Origin of the sequence: Shinella kummerowiae, assembly GCF_009827055.1 — a bacterium.
Lineage (GTDB): Bacteria > Pseudomonadota > Alphaproteobacteria > Rhizobiales > Rhizobiaceae > Shinella > Shinella kummerowiae.
Genome location: NZ_WUMK01000002.1, coordinates 540,941 through 558,874, shown reverse-complemented (window position 1 = coordinate 558,874; position 17,934 = coordinate 540,941). Strand labels below are relative to the sequence as shown.

The following is a 17,934-nucleotide window of genomic DNA, read 5'->3' as shown; positions in this document are numbered from 1 at the left end:
TCCTTACCTGGCAAATGAAATCCTCTTGCTATGTCTCCAGCAGATAATCAGCCAGCACCCTGGCATGGTTGAAGTCCCGATTGCGGGATCCGTAGAGCAGAGTGACCGTCTCCGCTGCGGCGCGCTGGCGCAGCGGAGCGATCAGCGGATTTTCCCGCAGCTCCTCCCGGTAGCGTGCCTGGAATTCCGTCCAGCGCTCCGGCTTGTGATCGAACCATTGGCGAAGCGCCGTTGTCGGCGCGAGCTCCTTCATCCATTCGGCAAAGGCGGCCTTGTCCTTCGACATGCCGCGTGGCCAGAGCCGGTCGACGAGAATGCGCACACCGTCCCGTGCTTCGGCCTCGTCGTAAACACGCTTGATCCGTATCGGCATCTGAGCCTCCGCATTGCCCACCCGCCCATCTGGCGCCGGAACGGCGCGCGCCGCAAGCGCGACGTTCCGGCGCGCCGGCTTGACTTTGCCATCCCGCTCATCCCATCATAGGACCATGAACACGATGCCATCCCTTGCCCGGTTTCTGAAACGGCTGTTTCCTCTCGCAGGACACTAGCCCCTCGGCTTGGTCGCGTCGTGCCCCAGCCGTGGGGCAAATGCGGTTCCGTCATTTGGAAACCGTGCCAGACCAGCGCGACACACCATTCCCGTTTTTTTCATGTTCGTGTGCCCCCGGGCCGCGAGACACCGTGTCGTGAGGTTTCCATGACCAGCAAGACCAAGGGCAGCCGCCGGCCTGCCATCACCATCGCCCGTTCCGAACATGCCCGCCTGTCGAACCTTGCCGACATGCTGGCCGCGCGCGATCCGCATGCCGCAGAACAGCTTGCCGTCGAACTCGACCGGGCAAAAATCCTCGACGATGCGCGCATGGCGCCCGGCATCATGCGCATGGGCTCGATCGCCGAGTTCCGCATCGATGACGAACCGGCGCAGACCGCCGAACTCGTTTTCCCGAAGGATGCCGATATTTCCCGCCAGCGCATTTCTGTGCTGACGCCGGTCGGTGCAGCCCTTCTCGGCCTGTCCGCCGGCCAGTCGATCGAATGGGCCGCGCGTGACGGCCGGGTGCGGCGCCTCAGCGTGCTGTCCGTGCACAGCGCCGCGCCGGAAACGGCCCAAGCGTCCTGAGGCGCTGGCGGCGATGAAGTTCCTGTCCTTCTCTTGCTCCGGACGCATCGGAGGTTGCCTCGTCGCAGGATCGTGACCCCCTGCGCCGCATCCGCGGCCAGGGGGCTTCTCCACCATGGGTTTGTTTGCCGCGCCTCGAAGGCGGGCAGGATGGAGAATGGCTATGGGATGCGATCCCGCAATGTTGACGGCAAGAGACCTCTATGTGCTGGAAAGACTGCGCCGTGACTGGCCGCCGCTGACCGAGGAATGGTCTGCTTTGCTCGACCGAAAACTGTTGGCCGCTCGCCTGCCGGCAGAACGCCGCACGCCGGCGGACCTGGCAATGATCGACGCGCGCGTCTCGTTTCGCTGCGCAAGCGGGCTCACCGATACCCGCACGCTTTGCCTGCCCGGCAGCTATGCACCGGGGAGCGCCTTCCTGTCGGTCACCACCTTCTATGGCCTGGCGCTGCTCGGCCTCCGCGAGGGGCAGGCGATCGCCTTCGCCCGGCCGGAAGGCCGGCGGGACTGGGTCGTTCTGGAAAAGGTGCTTTTCCAGCCGGCGGCCATGCCCGATCTCTCCCATGCAGCGGTGCCTTCGGCGCGGCCGGCCTTCCGGCTGATTGCCGGAGGGCTGGAAGAACGCGCCTTCACGCCGGCGAACGAAAACGGCCCCCGCACGGGGCCGGGACCATCGGCGGCTTGAGCCGGGATCGGCTCAGATGCCCTGCCCGTTCCCGCCCATCAGTGCGGTCGGGCCGGTCTGCGAGAGGCTTTTTGCCAGCGTCGCCAGCAGGTCGGTCTGGGAAATGATGCCGACGACATGGTGTTCGTCATCGAGGACCACAACGGCGTGAATGGTGCCGTCCGTCAGGCGCGGCAGAAGGCCGATCGCCGGGTCGGACGGTTTGGCGGTCGCAGCCTGCGATACGGGAAGGGGCGTCGCGGGCGCCATGGCGGCCAGCTCCCGGAGGCCGACGGTGCCGGAAAGATGTCCCGCTGCGTCGAGCACGGGGAGCGTGCGGATATCGTGCTCGAGCAGCAGCGTGCGCGCCTCGTCGGCCGTCGCAGTCTCGGCGACCGTCACCACGTCGCGCGACATGATGTCGGCGGCGGTAAGCTCGCCGCGCTGGCGCAGCAGCGCCTGCAGCTCGACTTCGCGCAGCAGCGCGTCGATATCGGCGCGGCTGACGTCGAGCGTCTCGTTGAGGCTGGCAATGGCGACGTCGATGTCCTCGCTGTTGAACCCGACGCGAAAGGCCGCCGGCGGGTCGGCGGTCTTGTGCGTGTTGACGGGCACGATCGCCTGGCGATGCGGATATTGCCGCCCGGCAAGCCGGTGAAACACCATGCCGACGGCGACAAGGATCAGCGAGTTGATGGCGATCGGCACCAGCGGAAACCAGAAGCCGGCCCGCGCCACGGCAGCGCCGCCGACGACGGCGGTCAGTGCGGCTGCCCCTCCCGGCGGGTGCAGCGAGCGCGTCAGCGACATGACGAGGATGGCCAGCGCCACGGCAAGGCCGATGGCCAGCGGCGGATTGGTGACGAGCGTGGCGACGGTCACGCCGACAAAAGCGGAAATCGTGTTGCCGCCGACGATCGACCAGGGCTGGGCCAGCGGGCTTGCCGGCACGGCGAAGAGCAGGACGGCGGAGGCGCCGATCGGGGCGACGATCAGCGGCAGGTTCGGATCCTGCCCCATGACAAGCGCGCAGACGAGGCTGGTCAGGCAGATGCCGATCAGCGCGCCGACGCAGCCGATCAGCCGCTCTTTCAGCGTGGCACCGGCGAGAATCGGTGCGAAAAAACGGAACCTGGATGAATTGCCCGGTTTCTGGGCATCGTGCGGAGGAATGGCCACGATGATCCTGATCGCAGAAGCGGATGACTGATTTTCACGCTTATCTGCCTATCGCAGTCGGGACGCAAGGCGCAATCGGAGGATTTTGCCCTGCGGCGAGCGGGCTTGCTGCGGGCAACAAAAAAGCCCGGCAGAGCCGGGCTTTTTTGGCTGTTCCGAAAATCCGGAACGGGAATTTGGTGCCCAGAAGAGGACTCGAACCTCCACACCCTTTCGAGTACCAGCACCTGAAGCTGGCGCGTCTACCAATTCCGCCATCTGGGCGACGGAGAGCGATGTAGAAGGACCGCCGCCCGGTGTCAACAGGCTTTTTGAAGTTTTTGCAACAGCTTGGCGAAAACCCTGTGCAGCGCAAAAATCTTCACCGGTTGAGCGCCCATTCGCGAATGCGCGCGAGCCCGGCCGTGAGCAGCCGGAAGGCGGCGGCGTCATCGCGGGCCTCCACGTAGCAGCGCATTTCCGGCGCATTGCCGGACGGGCGCAAATGCACGACGTCGCCGGTCTCCAGCGTCACGCGCAAACCATCGATGTCGCTGACCGTCGCCGGCACGCCGATTGGTGCCAGGAACGCGGCAAGCGCGTTAGCGCCCGAGCGCAGCTCGGCCATCAGCGCAGCGCTCGTTTCGACGGGGAAGTTTTCGAGACGGTCGCTTGCGGCAGCCGGCAGGGCGAAGCCGGCGGCGATCGCGGAAAGCGGACGTTTTTGCGCGGCCGCAAGCGCCAGAACGGCGAGCACCGGCATCAGGCTGTCACGCGTCGGCAACGGCGCGAGTGTGTGGCCGTTCACGGTGAAGGGCGTGGCGGTCAGCGTGCCGCCATTGGCCTCGAAGCCGGCCACGGCCTGTTCGCCCGCCGCGACCGCCTCGTTCATGGCCGCGATGACGAAGGGAGAGCCAACCTTGGTGCGCAGCACGGTGCCGTCGATTGCGGCCTCGATGCCGGAATTGGAGGTCACGGGTGTCGCGATGGCGGTGGCGCCGAGGAAGCGGCTGGCGATGAGGCCGATCAGGTCGCCGCGAATCGGCGTGCCGGTCTCGTCGGTGGCGAGCGGCCGGTCGCCATCGCCGTCGGCGGAGATGATGGCGTCGAGCCCGTGCTGTACCGCCCAGCCCTGCAGCAGCGCTGTGGTTTCGCTGGAAACCGCTTCCGTATCCACCGGAATGAAGCTTTCCGACCGGCCAAGCGCGACGGTATCCGCGCCGTAGCGGGTCAGCACGGAGACGAAGAGATCGCGCGCGACCGTCGAGTGCTGGTAGACACCGACACGCAGGCCGGCAAGGCTGTCAGCCGGCAGCAGCAGGCGGTTGCGGGCGTCGTAGAGCGCCATGGCGGCATCATGCAGGTCGTCAGCCGTTTCCTGCGCGGCGTCGAAAGCTGTCTCCTCGGCGCGGATCGCCGCAGCGGCGGCGGTGATGGCGGCTTCGTCCGTCTTGTCGATCTCGCCGTCCGGCCGGTAGAATTTGATGCCGTTGCGGTCGGCGGGAATATGCGAGCCGGTGACCATCAGGCAGGCCGCCTTGCGGGCGAGGCCGGTGAGCGCAAGCGCCGGTGTGGGCAGCGCGCCGCAATCGCGCGGGGCGAACCCGGCCTTGCGCAGGGCGCCGATCGCGATGGCCGAAATGGCCGGGCTGGAGGCGCGAAAGTCGCGGCCGACCAGAACCTCGTTACCCGGTTGCGCGATGCCGGAAGCCAGCAGATGCCGGGCGAAAGCCGTGGCGTAGAGGGCGGTTGCCGGTCCCTCCAGATCGACCGAGAGCCCCCTGAGGCCGCTGGTTCCGAATTTCAGGCTCATGTCGTCCCCTCATGCCTCTTGCGGATCGTTAATCCGGCGGTAAATCCCGTGCTTATGCGGATGCGCGATCATGAATAAAACAAAATGCGTGAACGTAATGCAAAGCAGGGACGAGACTGGGAGAAATCCCGCCAGAACAGTGAGGATCAACATGTCGAAGATTCGAAATCTCGTTTTCGGTTGCGCGATGAGCATCGCCTCCGCAATCGCGCCGATGGGAGTGGCCGAGGCCGTTCCGCTGGCCGTGCCGAAGGTCGAGACAAAAAGCGACGTCACCAGGGCTCAGGTGGAGTTCTGCTACGGTTACGGTTGCGAACGCCGGCATTATCGCCGCTACGATCGCCCGTATTATGGCGGTTATGAGCGGCGTTATTATCGGCCCCGCTACTATCGCCCGCGCTACGAGCGGCCGCGTTATTATGGCGGTGGCAGAAACGCCCATGTCCGGTGGTGCTCGAACCGTTACCGGACCTATGACCCGTACACCAACCGCTACCATGCGGGTGGCGGCGTCTATCGCATGTGCTACTCGCCCTACCGTTAAGCCGGTCGGGTGACAAACAAGACGGCGGGCCTCGGCCCGCCGTTTTCGTTTCATCCGGTTGTATTGTCGGCCGTGCGGTCGGTGTGGCCGAGGTCACGGCCGGGCTCGATGATGTCGCGCACGCGCTGCTTGAGTTCCTTCGGTCCCGGAAAGCCGCCGTCGCGCTTGCGCTCCCAGACCAGCGCCGCGCCGACCCGTATCTCAAAATTGCCGCCGGTTCCGGGGATGAGCGCCACTTCGCCGAGAGAATCGGAAAAGGTCGACAACAGCTCCTGCGCCATCCAGCCGGCACGCAGCAGCCAGTTGCACTGGGTACAGTAAAGTATGGAAACGCGCGGCTTTTCCCCGGTCATGGCACCCTCCTGATGATCCGGAAAGCATATAGCAGCGCACGCGCCTTGGCACCTGCCTGCACACGATCCTCTCACGGAAATGTCAACTCAATTTATCATGTTTTGTTGTTGGACATCTTGTCGCAGCCAGGTTCATGAGGGAGACGTGGTGCACTGCAACATCCCTTCAGGAGACCTCATGACCGACTTCACCACCAGCCGTCCCCGCCTCATCATTCCGTCGCTCGGCGGCCTCTATGCGGCGCTCGGTGAAAGCGCAGAAACGATCCTGCGCGTCGCCGCCGGCCTGCTGCTCGTCACCCATGGCTACGGCAAGATCATGAACCCTTTTGGTGCGAGCGGCATGGTCGAAAGCCTCGGCTTTTATCCCGGCGCCTTCTGGTCGCCGCTGCTTGCCGCCACCGAGTTCTTCGGCGGCATATTGATCGCCATCGGCCTGTTCACGCGGCCGGCCGCCTTCGCGGCGATGATCGTGCTGACCGTCACCATCTATTTCCACGGCATCGTGCAGGCTGAAGGCCTGATGGGCGCGGAAAAGTCCATCCTCTGGGCGCTCATCATGTTCTACTTCGTCATCCGCGGCGCAAACAGCCATTCGGTCGACGCCAAGCTCGGCCGTCAGTTCTGATCCATCGCTTCGGGTGGTTGCGGCGCTGGCCGCAACCGCCCTTTGATGAGGGCCATGATCGCCTCGCCGTCATAGGGTTTCTTCGCGACGGGAATGACCTCGAAACCTTCAATACCGCTGGTATCGACGCCGCCGACCGTGGTGAAAAGCAGCGGCACGCGCGCGTCGATCAGCCGCTGGATACGCGCCGTTATCTGTGTTGCGTCGAGCGGCACGTCGAGCAGGCACAGGTCGATCCCTGACAGTGCCGCGCTATCCCACTGGTCGAGTTGCTCCGGCCGCAGCAGCGTTATGCGGCAGTCGAGCGCCGCCTTGATCAGGAATTCCGCGTCAAGCGCGATCAGGAATTCGCGTTCAGCGATCACGATGTGCGGAAGAAAAGGTTCCATGGTGCCGCACTCCTCAGTCCATGCGCAACCGCCGGATCGACCGGCGGTTCGGAGCGCGGACTTTGGGCTTGGGCCCACGGGGTGTCATTTAAAAAAGACATAGCAAACTGCCTTATGGAACAACGCGGGAGGTTCCACGTTCAACAGGCCAGTCCGGTGCTTGGCACGGGGAACGGAAGGGGCAAGGCAGAATGGTCAGCAGCACGGCGGGCAACCATCCCTCGAAATGGCGCACGCCCTGCCAGCAATGTCCCTTGCGGGAGCTTTCGGGCTTTCGCGATTTCACCGCGAAGGAACTCGACTTCATTTCGCAGTTCAAGAGCGGCGAACTGTCCAGCGAGCGCGGCGCGACGATTCTCGTCGAGGGCATGCACAGCGCCCATCTCTTCACCGTGCTCTCCGGCTGGGCCTTTCGCTACAAGCTTCTGCCGGATGGCCGTCGCCAGATCATGAACTATGTGCTGCCCGGCGATCTGATCGGCCTGCAAGGCAGCCTGATGGGCGAGATGGATCACTCCATCGAGGCGCTGACGCCGGTGACGCTTTGCGTCTTCGAACGCTCCAAGCTGGAACGCCTGTTCGAGCGCCACCCCTCCCTCGGCTACGACCTCACCTGGATCGCCGCGCATGAGGAGCGCATCCTCGACGAACATCTGCTCAGCGTCGGCCGGCGCACCGCGCTGGAGCGCACGGCCTATCTCCTCTCCTTCATCCACCAGCGCGCCCATTCGGCGGGCGTCAATGGCGGGCGGCGGGTCATTCCGATCACCCAGCAGCATGTCGCCGATACCCTCGGCCTGTCGCTCGTGCACACCAACAAGACGCTGCGCAAGCTGTCGGATCGCAAGCTGATGCGCTGGCAGGAAAAGGGCTGCGAGATCCTCGATGCGGACGGCCTGCTCGCGCTGTCCGGCTGGGAGGGCCTCAAAAGAGAAGCCCGCCCCTTCATCTAGCGTTTTACGCCACGTCCCAGTGCAGCGGGAACATCGGGTCGAACACGGTGACCGGTCCCGCCCCCGTCTCGATCCTGGCCGGGAAGCTCACAGGTTCCGCACGCTTGACGAGGCGGATCGTCTCCTCGTTTGCCGGAAGGCCGTACCAGGCCGGACCGTTCAGCGAGGCGAAGGCTTCCAGCGCGTCGAGCGCGCCGTCCTGTTCGAACACATGGGCAAGGCAGCTCATCGTGTTGATCGAGGTGTAGATACCGGCGCAGCCGCAGGCGCATTCCTTCAACGGATCGACATGCGGTGCGGAATCGGTGCCGAGGAAGAAGCGCCTGTCGCCGGAGGTGGCAGCGGCGCGCAGCGCCAGCCGGTGCTCCTCGCGCTTGGCGACGGGCAGGCAGTAATAATGTGGCTTGATGCCGCCGACGAGGATGGCGTTGCGGTTGATGATCAGGTGATGCGTGGTGATCGAGCCGGCGAGGTTCGCCTTCGACGCCTTGATGTAGTCGATGCCGTTCTTCGTCGTCACGTGTTCCATGGTGACGCGCAACTCCGGCAGGCGCTGGCGCAACGGGTCGAGCACGGTCTCGATGAACACCGCCTCGCGGTCGAAGATATCGACCTCCGGCGTCGTCACCTCGCCATGCACGCAGAGCGTCAGGCCGATCTTCGCCATGCGCTCCAGCACCGGCATCGCCTTGTCCATATCGCGCACGCCGCCATGCGAATTGGTCGTCGCACCGGCCGGGTAGAGTTTGACCGCGCGGATCAGGCCGCTCTTGAAGCCGGCTTCCACGTCGTCGGGATTGGTCTGCTCGGTGAGGTAGAGCGTCATCAGCGGCTCGAACCGGTCGCCCTTGGGCAGGGCGGCGAGGATGCGGTCGCGATAGGCCGATGCGTCGGCGGTGGTGACGACCGGCGGCACGAGGTTCGGCATGATGATCGCGCGGGCGAAGTGGCGGCTGGTGTCGCCGATCACGCCTTCCAGCATGGCGCCGTCGCGCAGGTGCAGGTGCCAGTCGTCCGGCCGGCGGATGGTCAGTTCTGTGGTCATCGGTCATCTCCCGCGTGTTGCGGCTGCGATAGCATCCGTGGGCGCCGACGACAATCGCTCAGAAGATGTCGATATGCAGGTCGGCGGGCCGGGAGTTTTCCAGGATGCGCTTTCCGTTCGGCAGATCGTTGCCGTAGAGCTTCCAGCCGATCTGGTCTTCCGGCAGCGCGTAACCCATCCAGCGCTGGCGCAGCCGCTCTTCCAGCACCGTGTAGGGTGGGCCGACGAAGATGGTGAAATCGAACACGCCGTCCAGCCGGTCCCAGGGCGCATCCTTGAAGAGCAGGTAATTGCCCTCGGCGAGGATGAAGCGTGTCTCGACCGGAATGGCGCGCGCCGCATTGATGGCAAGTTCGCGCGACCGGTCGAAGACCGGCACCAGCACTTCGCCGTCGGCGCGTTTCAGCGCCTGCACGATATCGACGAAGCCGCGCCCGTCAAAACTCTCCGGCACGCCCTTGCGCTGCAGCAGTCCGCGCTCGGCGAGAATGCCGTTGTCCATGTGGAAACCGTCCATCGGCAGGATTTCGGCGGCCTCGCCGCGGGCGAGCAGGCCCTCCCGCAGGGCTTCGGCCAGCGTCGACTTGCCGGCGGCCGGCGGCCCGGCGAGGCCGACGAGGAAGCGGCGCGCGTTCCCCGCGCGCCGCAGGAGTGCATCGACGATCGTGGTCGGCGATATCATGCCGCAATCGCCTCCGCAGGCAGCTTGGCGCCTGTCATGAAGGCAACGGCGTCGGACATCGAGTAGTCCTTCGGGTTGATCACGGTCAGCCGCCGGCCGAGCCGGTGGATATGGATGCGGTCCGCCACCTCGAAGACATGCGGCATGTTGTGCGAGATCAGCACGATCGGGATGCCGCGCCGGCGCACGTCGAGGATGAGTTCCAGCACGCGCCGGCTTTCCTTGACGCCGAGTGCGGCCGTCGGCTCGTCGAGGATGATGACCTTCGAGCCGAAGGCCGCGGCACGCGCCACCGCAACCCCCTGACGCTGGCCGCCCGACAGCGTTTCCACCGCCTGGTTGATGTTCTGGATCGTCATCAGGCCGAGTTCGGAGAGCTTGTCGCGGGCAAACTTTTCCATCGCGCCGCGATCGAGCGTGCGGAACAGGCTGCCCATGATGCCGGGTTTGCGCAGTTCCCGACCGAGGAACATGTTGTCGGCAATCGAAAGGGCCGGCGACAAAGCGAGGTTCTGATAGACCGTCTCGATGCCGGCCTTCTGCGCCTCGATCGGCGAGCGGAAGTTGATCGGCTGGCCCTCGAGCCGAATTTCGCCCTCGTCCGGCGTGATCGCGCCGGAGATCGCCTTTATCATCGAGGATTTGCCGGCACCGTTGTCGCCGATCACGGCGAGGATTTCGCCGGGATAGAGATCGAAATCGGCATTGTCGAGGGCGGTGACGCGGCCATAGCGTTTGACGAGACCGCGTGCGGTGAGAATGGGTTCGAGAGCCATCAGCCTGCTACCTTTCTGATCCACTGGTCGATTGCGACGGCCGAGATGATGAGGACGCCGATCAGGAGATAGGTCCATTGCGGGTCCGTGCCGATGAGGCGCAGGCCGAGCGAGAAGACACCGACGATGAGCGCGCCGAAAATCATGCCGAGGATCGAGCCGCGTCCGCCGAAGAGCGAGAGGCCGCCGATCACCACGGCGGTGATCGATTCGATGTTGGCGAACTGGCCGGCGGTGGGCGAGACCGAGCCGATGCGGCCGATGAGCGCCCAGCCTGCCAGCGCGCAGATCAGGCCGGACAGCGTATAGACCGAGACCAGCATGCGCTTGACGTTGACGCCGGCAAGTTCCGCCGCATCCGGGTCGTCGCCGACCGCATAGACATGGCGGCCCCAGGCGGTGTGGTTCAGCACGTACCAGAGCAGCGCCACCAGCAGCACCATGGCGATGACGCCATAGGTGAAGACCGCGCCGCCAAGCCGGATATTGTTGCCGAAGAACTGCAAGAGCGGCGCATCGCGGGCGAGATCCTGCGAACGGATCGTCTCGTTGGCCGAGTAGAGGAAGTTCGAGGCGAGAATGATCTGCCACATGCCGAGCGTGACGATGAAGGGCGGCAGTTTCATGCGGGCGACGAGCAGGCCGTTGATATAGCCGCACAGCGCGCCGCAGGCGAGGCCGCAGAGCACCGACACCGCCGGCGGCAAGCCGTAGCGGAAGTTGAACTGGCCCATGACCACGGACGAGAGCACCATGATGGCCCCGACCGACAGGTCGATGCCGGCCGTCAGGATGACCAGCGTCTGCGCCGCGCCGACAATGCCGACGATCGCCACCTGCTGGAGGATCAGCGTCATGGTGAAGGCAGAGAAGAATTTTCCGCCGAGAATGATGCCGAAGACAGCCACGGACATCACCAGCACGATCAGCGGCACGGCAGAGGGACTGCCGTGCAGGAAATGCTGGAACTTCTGGATGGCTGTCTTGTCATGCGTATCGAAGGACGCGACCTGCGTTGCGCTGCCGGTCAGTACCTTCTCGAATTCCTGCGAGGGTTGCGAACCCTGCGAGGGTTGCGAGGCCGGTGTGGCCACCGTTGTCTCACTCATGATCCTTTTCCTCCCCTTCCGATGCCGACCGTCGCGGCAGTGCCGGATACATTGGGTGCGTGGACGTGTCGGTAGAGACGCTTCAAGCGCACCTGCCGCCTTCTTCGGGCGGCCTTCTCCGCGCAGCAGCATGATACCGTGCCGCTGGTCGCCGGGGAGAAAGGTGCCCACGTCTCTTTGCGATTGTCAAAACAAGGGTGCGTTTATCGCGACCCGATCCGTCCATGGCGGATGGCCGGCCCGGTCAAACCGGGCCGGCTTGGCGGGGCATCAGCCCCAGCACTTGTCCTTGCCGGCCTTGGTGTCGATCGAATCGACGCCTGCTGCCGGCTTGTCGGTGACGAGCGTCACGCCCGTGTCGAAGAAGTCCTTGCCTTCGGTGGCCTTCGGCTTTTCACCGGTGTCGGCGAACTTCTTGATGGCCTCGACGCCGAGTGCCGCCATCATCAGCGGGTACTGCTGCGAGGTGGCGCCGATCACGCCGTCGGCCACGTTCTGCACGCCCGGGCAACCGCCGTCGACGGAGACGATCAGCACGTCGCCTTCCTTGCCGACAGCCTTCAACGCTTCATAGGCGCCGGCAGCGGCCGGTTCGTTGATCGTGTGCACTACGTTGATCGACGGATCCTTCTGCAGGAGGTTTTCCATGGCGGTGCGGCCGCCTTCCTCGTTGCCGTTGGTCACGTCATGGCCGACGATGCGGGCATCGTCCTCGTCGCCGATCTTGGAAATGTCCTTCACGTCGATGCCGAAGCCCTTCATGAAGCCCTGGTTGCGCAGCACGTCGACCGACGGCTGCGAGGGCGTCAGGTTGAGGAAGGCGATCTTGGCGTCCTTGGCGGCATCGCCCAGCGTGGCGGCGGCCCACTTGCCGATCAGTTCGCCGGCCAGCAGGTTGTCGGTGGCGAAGGTCATGTCGGCGCTGTCGAGCGGCTCGAGCGGCGTGTCGAGCGCGATGACGAGCAGGCCGGCTTCGCGCGCCTTCTGCACCGAGGGAACGATGCCCTTGGTGTCGGAGGCGGCAATCAGGATGCCCTTCGCGCCGTCGGCAATGCAGGTCTCGATCGCGGCAACCTGGCTTTCCGAGTCACCGTCGACCTTGCCGGCATAGGCCTTCAGCGTGACGCCGAGTTCCTTGGCCTTGGCTTCGGCGCCTTCCTTCATCTTGACAAAGAAGGGGTTGGTGTCGGTCTTGGTGATCAGGCAGGCAGTGGTGTCGGCGGCGGCAGCCGGCGAGGAAAAGGCAACGCCGAGCGCAAGCGCGCCGAGAGCGGCGGAAATGATCGATTTCTTCATCTGTATCCTCCCAAGGACGAAACGGGATGCGCCCTGTCGGGGCCATCCGGTCACACGGGCCAGGGGCTCCTCCGCCGGCTTTCCGTGTTTCCGATCGTGAAAAGACCACCAAAAGAAATGCCTGTCAATAAATAAATCGAATTGAATTATTAATTCGATGTGGCATGCTGGTGGAAAGAACGGGTGAGAGCCCCGGCTGTATCGTTTCCGATGGAAGAGCGGAACGCCAGCCGATAAGAGGACCGGAAGAGGTGCTTTGCGCCGCGACCGGCACGGGAGGAGACGATGAGCAAACATGCCGCGACGGCACGCGCCGCGCCGGCCGAAATCCTCGACCCGAGCGGGGGCGCCAACCAGGTGCGCGTGCGCGCCTATAACGAGCGCCTCGTCATGTCGCTGGTGCGCCGGCACGGCACCTTGTCGAAGGCCGAGATCGCCCGGCGCAGCGGCCTGTCCGCCCAGACCGTCACCGTCATCATGCGCGCGCTGGAGGCCGAGGGCCTGTTGATGCGCGGCGCGCCGATGCGCGGCAAGGTCGGCCAACCCTCCGTGCCGATGCGGCTCAATCCCGACGCCGTCTACTCCTTCGGCCTGAAGATCGGCCGCCGCAGCGCTGACCTCGTCATGATGGATTTCGTGGGTGGCATCCGTCGGCAGGTCCGTCGCACCTATGCCTATCCCATGCCCGGCCCGCTGCTCGCCTTCGTCGAGGAGGGGCTTGCCGAACTGGAAGCGGCGATCACGCCGGAGGAGCGCGCCCGCATCGCCGGCCTCGGCGTTGCCGCCCCCTTCGAGCTGTGGAGCTGGGCGGGCGAGGTGGGCGCGCCGCAGGCCGACATGGACCAGTGGCGCGGCGTCGATCTGGAGGCGGAGATTGCCCGGCGCGTAACATATCCCGTCGCGCTGCAGAACGATGCGACCAGCGCCTGTGCGGCCGAGCTGGTCTTCGGCCTCGGCCCGCAATATCCGGATTTCCTCTATCTGTTCATCGGCTCCTTCATCGGCGGCGGCGTGGTGTTGAACTCCGCGCTGTTCACCGGCCGCACCGGCACGGCCGGCGCCATCGGCCCGCTGCCCGTGCAGGGCCGCAACGGCGAGACGGTGCAGCTCTTGAAGATCGCCTCGATCTACCGGCTGGAAAACCTCCTGCGCGAGCATGGCATCGATCCGAAGCCGCTGTGGTATTCGCCCGACGGCTGGATCGACTTCGGCCCGCCGCTGGAAATCTGGATCGACGACATGGCCGCAGCGCTTGCCCAGGCGGTCGTCGCCTCCGCCTCGGTTATCGACTTTTCCGCCGTCATCATCGATGGCGGTTTTCCCGCCTGGGTGCGCGCGCGTGTCGTGGCGGCGACGAAGGACGCCGTCGCCCGGCTCGACCTGCAGGGCGTCACCATGCCGGAGATCGTCGAAGGCGCGGTCGGCAGCCACGCCCGCTCGGTCGGCGGCGCCAGCCTGCCGCTGTTTTCCCGCTATCTTCCGGACCACAATGTCCTCTTCAAGGAGCTTGCCTGAATGCTGAAAGGTATCGACCCCATCCTGAGCCCGGAGCTGCTCGCCACGCTGCGCGCCATGGGCCATGGCGACGAGATCGCCATCGTCGATGGCAATTATCCGGGTGTCGAACATGCCCGTCGGCTGATCCGCCTCGATGGCGTGCCGCTCATCCCGGCGCTGAACGCCGTGCTCTCGGTGATGCCGATCGACGATTTCGTCGAGGACGCGATCTTCCGCTCGACCTTCCGCCAGGAGCGCGACACGCTGGAGCCGGTGCATCACGAGATCATCGCCTGCTGCGCCCGGCACGAGCCGGCCCGCACGGTCGTGCCCCTCGTCGGCGCCGATTTCTACAACCGCGTGCGCGCCGCCCACACGCTGGTGCAGACCGGCGAGCCGCGGCTCTATGCCAATGTCATCCTGCGCAAGGGTGTTATCTATCCCTAGCGTTCCCTGCCGTGTTCCACGCGGAACAGCGTCGCGGAAGGTGATGTGGGACAGTCTGGGCACCGGATGAGACAGGCTCATCCGCAACCAGAGATCAGGAGAGACCCCATGCGCAAGATCATCCTTTCCGCCACCGTCGCCCTCGTCGCCGCCGTGTCCTTCGCAGCGCCCTCGCAGGCCGGTTACTACAGCTACGGCTACGAGCACGATTGCTCCTCAGGCCGGTGAAACCCTGCAAACGCTGCGGCAATGTCTCCATCGAGACGATCCGCATCTGCCGCTGATTTTTCCCTTCGCCGATCCTCCCCGTCTCGCCCGGCTCGAAAGAGCCGGGTTCTTTCTGTCCGAAGTCCTTGAACGAAGCACAAGGGCATGGTTGTCTCGCGCCATATCGATGAGCAGGAGTATCGCATGCGGGTGCTGGTGGTGGAAAATGACAAGGTCACGTTGCTGGGTCAGATCGGCGTGGCGCTCGCGGAGGCAGGGGCCGAGATCGACATCTGCCGGCCGCATGCCGGCGACGCCATCCCCGCCGACGAGACCGGCCACGACGCGATCGTCGTCATGGGCGGCCCGCAGAATGCCCGCGACGACGAGCGCCATGGTTATCTGCCGGCCCTTGCCGGCCTGATGCGCCGCTTCGGCGATGCCGGCAAATCGGTGCTCGGCGTGTGTCTCGGCAGCCAGCTGCTCGCCCGGGCCTATGGGGCGGAAAACCGCATCGGCGCGGCACCGGAATTCGGCTGGTGCACGGTGGCGCTGACGGCGGACGGGGCCGGTGATCCGGTGCTTTCGGCCGCGAGCGGCTCCTTCCCGATCTTCCAGTGGCACAGCGACACGTTCACGCTGCCGGAGGGCGCGGTCAGGCTCGCGACCAATCCCGCCGCCGAAAACCAGGCCTTCCGCATCGGCCGCGCCGTCTATGGCACACAGTTCCACTTCGAGGCGAGCCGCGACGTGGTGGACGGCTGGGTCGAGACGTTCCCGAAGCTGATCGAGACGCTGCAGCCCGGCTGGCTTGCACAGCGCGCTGCATTCGCTGCCGAAAGCGGCCCCAGCGCCGATGCAACGGGTCTTGCCATCGCCCGAGCGTGGGTGGCGACGATCGCCGCCGCCGAGACGCGCCGCGTCGCCTAATACTTCGAAATGGCGGCTGCGAACCGTGTCGCGGCGGCCTGCAGGACCGCCGGGGCAAAGCCGGAGAAGCCGATGACCAGGCCCTGCTTTGGCGGGTTGGTGACGGCCATCGACGAGAGCGCCCGCACGCCGAGCCCGGCCGTGCGGGCCATGTCCACGGCATGCGTATCGACGAGCGATGCGGGCAGGCCGGCGACGAGGTGCAGGCCCTGGTCCGGCACGGCGACGGACAGGTTTTTCGCCGCCGAAAGCCCCTCGACCAGCGCATCGCGTGCCGCCTGCGCCTGCCGCCGGGCGCGGCGCAGATGCGCGGCGAAGTGGCCCTCGCGGAGAAGGTCGGTCAGCGCGGCCTCCGCCAACGTCGGCGGGTTGCGGTCGCTGCGGCTGCGCAAGCTCATCACGGCGTCGAGCAACGGGTCCGGGATGACGGCGTAGCCGAGGCGCAGGCCGGGAAACAGCACCTTGGAAAAGGTGCCGAGATAGATCACGCGGCCGCTGTCATCCATGCCCTGCATGGCGGCGAGCGGCGGGCCGGCATAGCGGAATTCGCTGTCGTAATCGTCCTCGATGATCCAGCCGCCCGTCTCGCGCGCCCAGTCGATCAGCGCCAGGCGCCGGCGCATGCTCATGGTCACGCCGAGCGGGAACTGATGCGACGGCGTGACATAGACCGCGCGGGTGCCGGGAGTGGCGAGCGCGATGTCAGCACCCTCCGCATCGACGGCGAGGCCGGAGAGAGCAAGGTCGTTGCCGGCGAAGGCGGCTCGGGCGCTCGGGTAACACGGGTCCTCGATCATCACCCGGTCGCCCGGCGAGAGTGCGGTGCGGATGACGAGGTCGATGCCCTATTGCGTGCCCGTGGTGATGACGATCGAGCGGGCCTCGCAGCGCACGCCGCGTGCCTGCCGCAAATAGGCGGCGACCGCCTGGCGCAGCGCTTCGCCGCCACGCGGATCGCCGTAATAGAAATGCTCGGGGCCGGGGCGGGCGAGATGGCGCGACAGCAGCGTGCGGAAGATTTTCAGCGTGCGCGCATCGGCCATGGCGACGCCGAGCGTGCCGGGCAACGGCATTTTCGGATCGGCGCTTTTTGTTTCGAGGGCGACCACCGGCTTCACCGTCGGCACCCGATCGGCGACGAAGGTGCCGGCGCCCCTACGCGCCACGGCGTAGCCTTCGGCGATCAGCGTCTCGAAGGCGGCGACGACGCTGCCGCGCGCCGTCTTCAGCCGCTGCGCCAGATCGCGCGACGGCGGCAGCTTGCTGCCCGCCGGAATGGCACCCGCCTCGATCAGCCGGCGCAGCTCGCGATACAGTGCGGGTGTGCGCTTTCCGGTCGCCGGCAGGACGGGAATGAGCGACGACCAGTCCGGCAGATTGGCCTGATTTTTTTGCATAGGATTGGTACTTTTTCGATCCAATGGCATGGCGCACCATGGCGGCATCATTCCTGAAAGGCAAGATGCATGACCGCCGAGACCGAGACTGCCACCTATCCCGTCACCCCGCGCAACCGCGTCAAGCGCCTGCACGAACGCGGCAGCTACGATCGCGCCGCCGTGCACGCCATTCTCGACGCGGCCATGCTCTGTCATGTCGCCTATGTCATCGACGGCCAGCCCTATACGACGCCGACGCTGTTCTGGCGCAAGGGCGACACGCTCTACTGGCACGGCTCGTCGGCGAGCCGTATGCTGCGCCACCTCAAGACCGGCACGCCCGCCTGCCTCACCGTTGCCCATCTCGACGGGCTGGTGCTGGCGCGCTCGGGCTTCAACCATTCGGCCAATTACCGCTCCGCCATGTGTTTCGGCACCGCCCGCCTCGTCGAGGACCCGGAGGAGAAGATCGAGGCGATGCGCGACGTCGTCGACCGCTTCTACCCCGAGCGCAGCGCGTTGCTCCGCCCCATCACCACCCAGGAGGCCAAGGCCACGACGATCATCGCCATGCCGATCGACGAGGCGGCTGCCAAGGTGCGCGCCAAGGGCGTCGGCGACGACGAGGAGGATTTTGCCCTGCCCATCTGGGCCGGCGTCATCCCCGTGACGACCGTGCTGGGTGCTGCCGAAACCTGTCACCGGCTGGTGGCGGGCGTCGACAAGCCCGAGACGCTGTCGATCTTTCCCGAAGGCGGGCGGCTGGATGAGGCGCTCAAGACCGGGCAGCGGATCTACGAGGACGGCTGACCGGCGCATGGTCTCTCCAGCGGAGATATCCACGTGGCGGCTTTTCCGCCCGTGGGTTTTGGCAAGCATCGGACGGGGCGCTGGGAGCTGCCTCGTAAGGTTTAGTATATGTGACACCTCTCAGC

21 protein-coding genes and 1 tRNA gene are annotated in these 17,934 nt (G+C 65.6%); 9 read left to right on the top strand and 13 right to left on the bottom strand.

Annotated features, from left to right (window positions below; all coding sequences use genetic code 11):
- Window positions 1-28: 28 nt before the first annotated feature.
- Complete coding sequence (locus GR138_RS07225) at window positions 29-373, bottom strand: DUF488 domain-containing protein (protein ID WP_160857924.1); 345 nt, start codon at window positions 371-373, stop codon at window positions 29-31.
- Window positions 374-700: 327 nt separating this feature from the next.
- Between GR138_RS07225 and rnk the strand changes: the two genes are divergently transcribed.
- Complete coding sequence (gene rnk, locus GR138_RS07220) at window positions 701-1,126, top strand: nucleoside diphosphate kinase regulator (RefSeq protein WP_160857923.1); 426 nt, start codon at window positions 701-703, stop codon at window positions 1,124-1,126.
- Window positions 1,127-1,307: 181 nt separating this feature from the next.
- Complete coding sequence (locus GR138_RS07215; RefSeq protein WP_210253449.1) at window positions 1,308-1,814, top strand: GreA/GreB family elongation factor; 507 nt, start codon at window positions 1,308-1,310, stop codon at window positions 1,812-1,814.
- Between the two features lie 12 nt (window positions 1,815-1,826).
- Here the strand turns inward: GR138_RS07215 and GR138_RS07210 are convergent, their stop codons facing one another.
- The 3 genes from GR138_RS07210 to GR138_RS07200 all read right to left on the bottom strand — a co-directional run bounded on the left by GR138_RS07210 (window position 1,827) and on the right by GR138_RS07200 (window position 4,764).
- On the bottom strand, window positions 1,827-2,978 hold the full coding sequence (locus GR138_RS07210; RefSeq protein ID WP_160858101.1) for an HPP family protein: 1,152 nt from the start codon (window positions 2,976-2,978) through the stop codon (window positions 1,827-1,829).
- A 171-nt stretch (window positions 2,979-3,149) separates the two neighbouring features.
- Window positions 3,150-3,236: transfer RNA gene (locus GR138_RS07205), tRNA-Leu, on the bottom strand.
- 97 nt (window positions 3,237-3,333) lie between these two features.
- Window positions 3,334-4,764, bottom strand: a complete 1,431-nt coding sequence (locus tag GR138_RS07200; protein WP_160857921.1) for a phosphohexomutase domain-containing protein — start codon at window positions 4,762-4,764, stop codon at window positions 3,334-3,336.
- Window positions 4,765-4,915: 151 nt separating this feature from the next.
- Between GR138_RS07200 and GR138_RS07195 the strand changes: the two genes are divergently transcribed.
- Entirely contained in the window at window positions 4,916-5,308 is a 393-nt protein-coding gene (locus GR138_RS07195) for a BA14K family protein (RefSeq protein WP_160857920.1), read from the top strand.
- Between the two features lie 50 nt (window positions 5,309-5,358).
- On the opposite strand, the gene GR138_RS07190 is transcribed toward GR138_RS07195, so the two are convergent.
- The gene (locus GR138_RS07190; RefSeq protein WP_160857919.1) at window positions 5,359-5,661 is read right to left on the bottom strand and encodes an Rdx family protein; all 303 of its coding nucleotides are present in this window, start codon (window positions 5,659-5,661) and stop codon (window positions 5,359-5,361) included.
- 178 nt (window positions 5,662-5,839) lie between these two features.
- Here GR138_RS07190 and GR138_RS07185 point away from each other — a divergent pair, with 178 nt between their 5' ends.
- Window positions 5,840-6,289: a DoxX family protein gene (locus GR138_RS07185; protein WP_160857918.1), complete on the top strand. Its 450-nt coding sequence runs from the start codon at window positions 5,840-5,842 to the stop codon at window positions 6,287-6,289.
- On the opposite strand, the gene GR138_RS07180 is transcribed toward GR138_RS07185, so the two are convergent.
- Window positions 6,280-6,678, bottom strand: a complete 399-nt coding sequence (locus GR138_RS07180) for a response regulator (protein ID WP_160857917.1) — start codon at window positions 6,676-6,678, stop codon at window positions 6,280-6,282. The two genes, GR138_RS07185 and GR138_RS07180, sit on opposite strands and share 10 nt — an antisense overlap.
- Window positions 6,679-6,869: 191 nt before the next feature.
- On the opposite strand from GR138_RS07180, the gene GR138_RS07175 reads away from it, so the two are divergent.
- A complete protein-coding gene (locus GR138_RS07175; protein ID WP_160857916.1) occupies window positions 6,870-7,631 on the top strand; it encodes a Crp/Fnr family transcriptional regulator in 762 nt (253 codons plus the stop codon).
- Window positions 7,632-7,635: 4 nt separating this feature from the next.
- On the opposite strand, the gene pyrC is transcribed toward GR138_RS07175, so the two are convergent.
- The 5 genes from pyrC to GR138_RS07150 all read right to left on the bottom strand — a co-directional run bounded on the left by pyrC (window position 7,636) and on the right by GR138_RS07150 (window position 12,539).
- The gene (gene pyrC, locus GR138_RS07170; protein WP_160857915.1) at window positions 7,636-8,676 is read right to left on the bottom strand and encodes a dihydroorotase; all 1,041 of its coding nucleotides are present in this window, start codon (window positions 8,674-8,676) and stop codon (window positions 7,636-7,638) included.
- Between the two features lie 58 nt (window positions 8,677-8,734).
- Window positions 8,735-9,358 carry a nucleoside triphosphate hydrolase gene (locus GR138_RS07165; RefSeq protein ID WP_160857914.1) on the bottom strand — a complete coding sequence of 208 codons (624 nt, stop codon included), beginning with the start codon at window positions 9,356-9,358 and terminating at the stop codon, window positions 8,735-8,737.
- The gene (locus GR138_RS07160; protein ID WP_160857913.1) at window positions 9,355-10,134 is read right to left on the bottom strand and encodes an ATP-binding cassette domain-containing protein; all 780 of its coding nucleotides are present in this window, start codon (window positions 10,132-10,134) and stop codon (window positions 9,355-9,357) included. The genes GR138_RS07165 and GR138_RS07160 overlap by 4 nt, the downstream gene beginning before the upstream one ends.
- The gene (locus tag GR138_RS07155; RefSeq protein ID WP_160857912.1) at window positions 10,134-11,243 is read right to left on the bottom strand and encodes an ABC transporter permease; all 1,110 of its coding nucleotides are present in this window, start codon (window positions 11,241-11,243) and stop codon (window positions 10,134-10,136) included. The genes GR138_RS07160 and GR138_RS07155 overlap by 1 nt, the downstream gene beginning before the upstream one ends.
- 270 nt (window positions 11,244-11,513) lie before the next feature.
- On the bottom strand, window positions 11,514-12,539 hold the full coding sequence (locus GR138_RS07150; protein ID WP_160857911.1) for a sugar ABC transporter substrate-binding protein: 1,026 nt from the start codon (window positions 12,537-12,539) through the stop codon (window positions 11,514-11,516).
- A gap of 285 nt (window positions 12,540-12,824) precedes the next feature.
- Here GR138_RS07150 and GR138_RS07145 point away from each other — a divergent pair, with 285 nt between their 5' ends.
- The 3 genes from GR138_RS07145 to GR138_RS07135 all read left to right on the top strand — a co-directional run bounded on the left by GR138_RS07145 (window position 12,825) and on the right by GR138_RS07135 (window position 15,620).
- Window positions 12,825-14,054 (top strand): ROK family transcriptional regulator, encoded by a 1,230-nt coding sequence (locus GR138_RS07145; RefSeq protein WP_160857910.1) that lies wholly within the window; start codon window positions 12,825-12,827, stop codon window positions 14,052-14,054.
- Window positions 14,055-14,483, top strand: a complete 429-nt coding sequence (locus GR138_RS07140) for an RbsD/FucU family protein (protein WP_160857909.1) — start codon at window positions 14,055-14,057, stop codon at window positions 14,481-14,483.
- A gap of 411 nt (window positions 14,484-14,894) precedes the next feature.
- Window positions 14,895-15,620 carry a type 1 glutamine amidotransferase gene (locus GR138_RS07135; protein WP_160858099.1) on the top strand — a complete coding sequence of 242 codons (726 nt, stop codon included), beginning with the start codon at window positions 14,895-14,897 and terminating at the stop codon, window positions 15,618-15,620.
- On the opposite strand, the gene GR138_RS30505 is transcribed toward GR138_RS07135, so the two are convergent.
- Both GR138_RS30505 and GR138_RS30500 read right to left on the bottom strand, forming a co-directional pair.
- Window positions 15,617-16,450, bottom strand: coding sequence for an aminotransferase-like domain-containing protein (locus GR138_RS30505; protein WP_338091051.1), 834 nt, complete (start codon window positions 16,448-16,450; stop codon window positions 15,617-15,619). The genes GR138_RS07135 and GR138_RS30505 overlap by 4 nt on opposite strands.
- Window positions 16,451-16,465: 15 nt before the next feature.
- Entirely contained in the window at window positions 16,466-17,017 is a 552-nt protein-coding gene (locus GR138_RS30500) for a GntR family transcriptional regulator (RefSeq protein ID WP_246200317.1), read from the bottom strand.
- 69 nt (window positions 17,018-17,086) lie between these two features.
- Between GR138_RS30500 and GR138_RS07125 the strand changes: the two genes are divergently transcribed.
- The gene (locus GR138_RS07125) at window positions 17,087-17,809 is read left to right on the top strand and encodes a pyridoxamine 5'-phosphate oxidase family protein (RefSeq protein WP_160857908.1); all 723 of its coding nucleotides are present in this window, start codon (window positions 17,087-17,089) and stop codon (window positions 17,807-17,809) included.
- The last annotated feature ends 125 nt before the right edge of the window (window positions 17,810-17,934 follow it).

Coding starts and splice junctions, on each gene's coding strand:
- GR138_RS07225 (WP_160857924.1), bottom strand. CDS start 373: ATGCCGATACGGATCAAGCGTGTTTACGACGAGGCCGAAGCACGGGAC.
- rnk (WP_160857923.1), top strand. CDS start 701: ATGACCAGCAAGACCAAGGGCAGCCGCCGGCCTGCCATCACCATCGCC.
- GR138_RS07215 (WP_210253449.1), top strand. CDS start 1,308: ATGTTGACGGCAAGAGACCTCTATGTGCTGGAAAGACTGCGCCGTGAC.
- GR138_RS07200 (WP_160857921.1), bottom strand. CDS start 4,764: ATGAGCCTGAAATTCGGAACCAGCGGCCTCAGGGGGCTCTCGGTCGAT.
- GR138_RS07195 (WP_160857920.1), top strand. CDS start 4,916: ATGTCGAAGATTCGAAATCTCGTTTTCGGTTGCGCGATGAGCATCGCC.
- GR138_RS07190 (WP_160857919.1), bottom strand. CDS start 5,661: ATGACCGGGGAAAAGCCGCGCGTTTCCATACTTTACTGTACCCAGTGC.
- GR138_RS07185 (WP_160857918.1), top strand. CDS start 5,840: ATGACCGACTTCACCACCAGCCGTCCCCGCCTCATCATTCCGTCGCTC.
- GR138_RS07180 (WP_160857917.1), bottom strand. CDS start 6,678: ATGGAACCTTTTCTTCCGCACATCGTGATCGCTGAACGCGAATTCCTG.
- GR138_RS07175 (WP_160857916.1), top strand. CDS start 6,870: ATGGTCAGCAGCACGGCGGGCAACCATCCCTCGAAATGGCGCACGCCC.
- pyrC (WP_160857915.1), bottom strand. CDS start 8,676: ATGACCACAGAACTGACCATCCGCCGGCCGGACGACTGGCACCTGCAC.
- GR138_RS07165 (WP_160857914.1), bottom strand. CDS start 9,358: ATGATATCGCCGACCACGATCGTCGATGCACTCCTGCGGCGCGCGGGG.
- GR138_RS07160 (WP_160857913.1), bottom strand. CDS start 10,134: ATGGCTCTCGAACCCATTCTCACCGCACGCGGTCTCGTCAAACGCTAT.
- GR138_RS07155 (WP_160857912.1), bottom strand. CDS start 11,243: ATGAGTGAGACAACGGTGGCCACACCGGCCTCGCAACCCTCGCAGGGT.
- GR138_RS07150 (WP_160857911.1), bottom strand. CDS start 12,539: ATGAAGAAATCGATCATTTCCGCCGCTCTCGGCGCGCTTGCGCTCGGC.
- GR138_RS07145 (WP_160857910.1), top strand. CDS start 12,825: ATGAGCAAACATGCCGCGACGGCACGCGCCGCGCCGGCCGAAATCCTC.
- GR138_RS07140 (WP_160857909.1), top strand. CDS start 14,055: ATGCTGAAAGGTATCGACCCCATCCTGAGCCCGGAGCTGCTCGCCACG.
- GR138_RS07135 (WP_160858099.1), top strand. CDS start 14,895: ATGCGGGTGCTGGTGGTGGAAAATGACAAGGTCACGTTGCTGGGTCAG.
- GR138_RS30500 (WP_246200317.1), bottom strand. CDS start 17,017: ATGCAAAAAAATCAGGCCAATCTGCCGGACTGGTCGTCGCTCATTCCC.
- GR138_RS07125 (WP_160857908.1), top strand. CDS start 17,087: ATGACCGCCGAGACCGAGACTGCCACCTATCCCGTCACCCCGCGCAAC.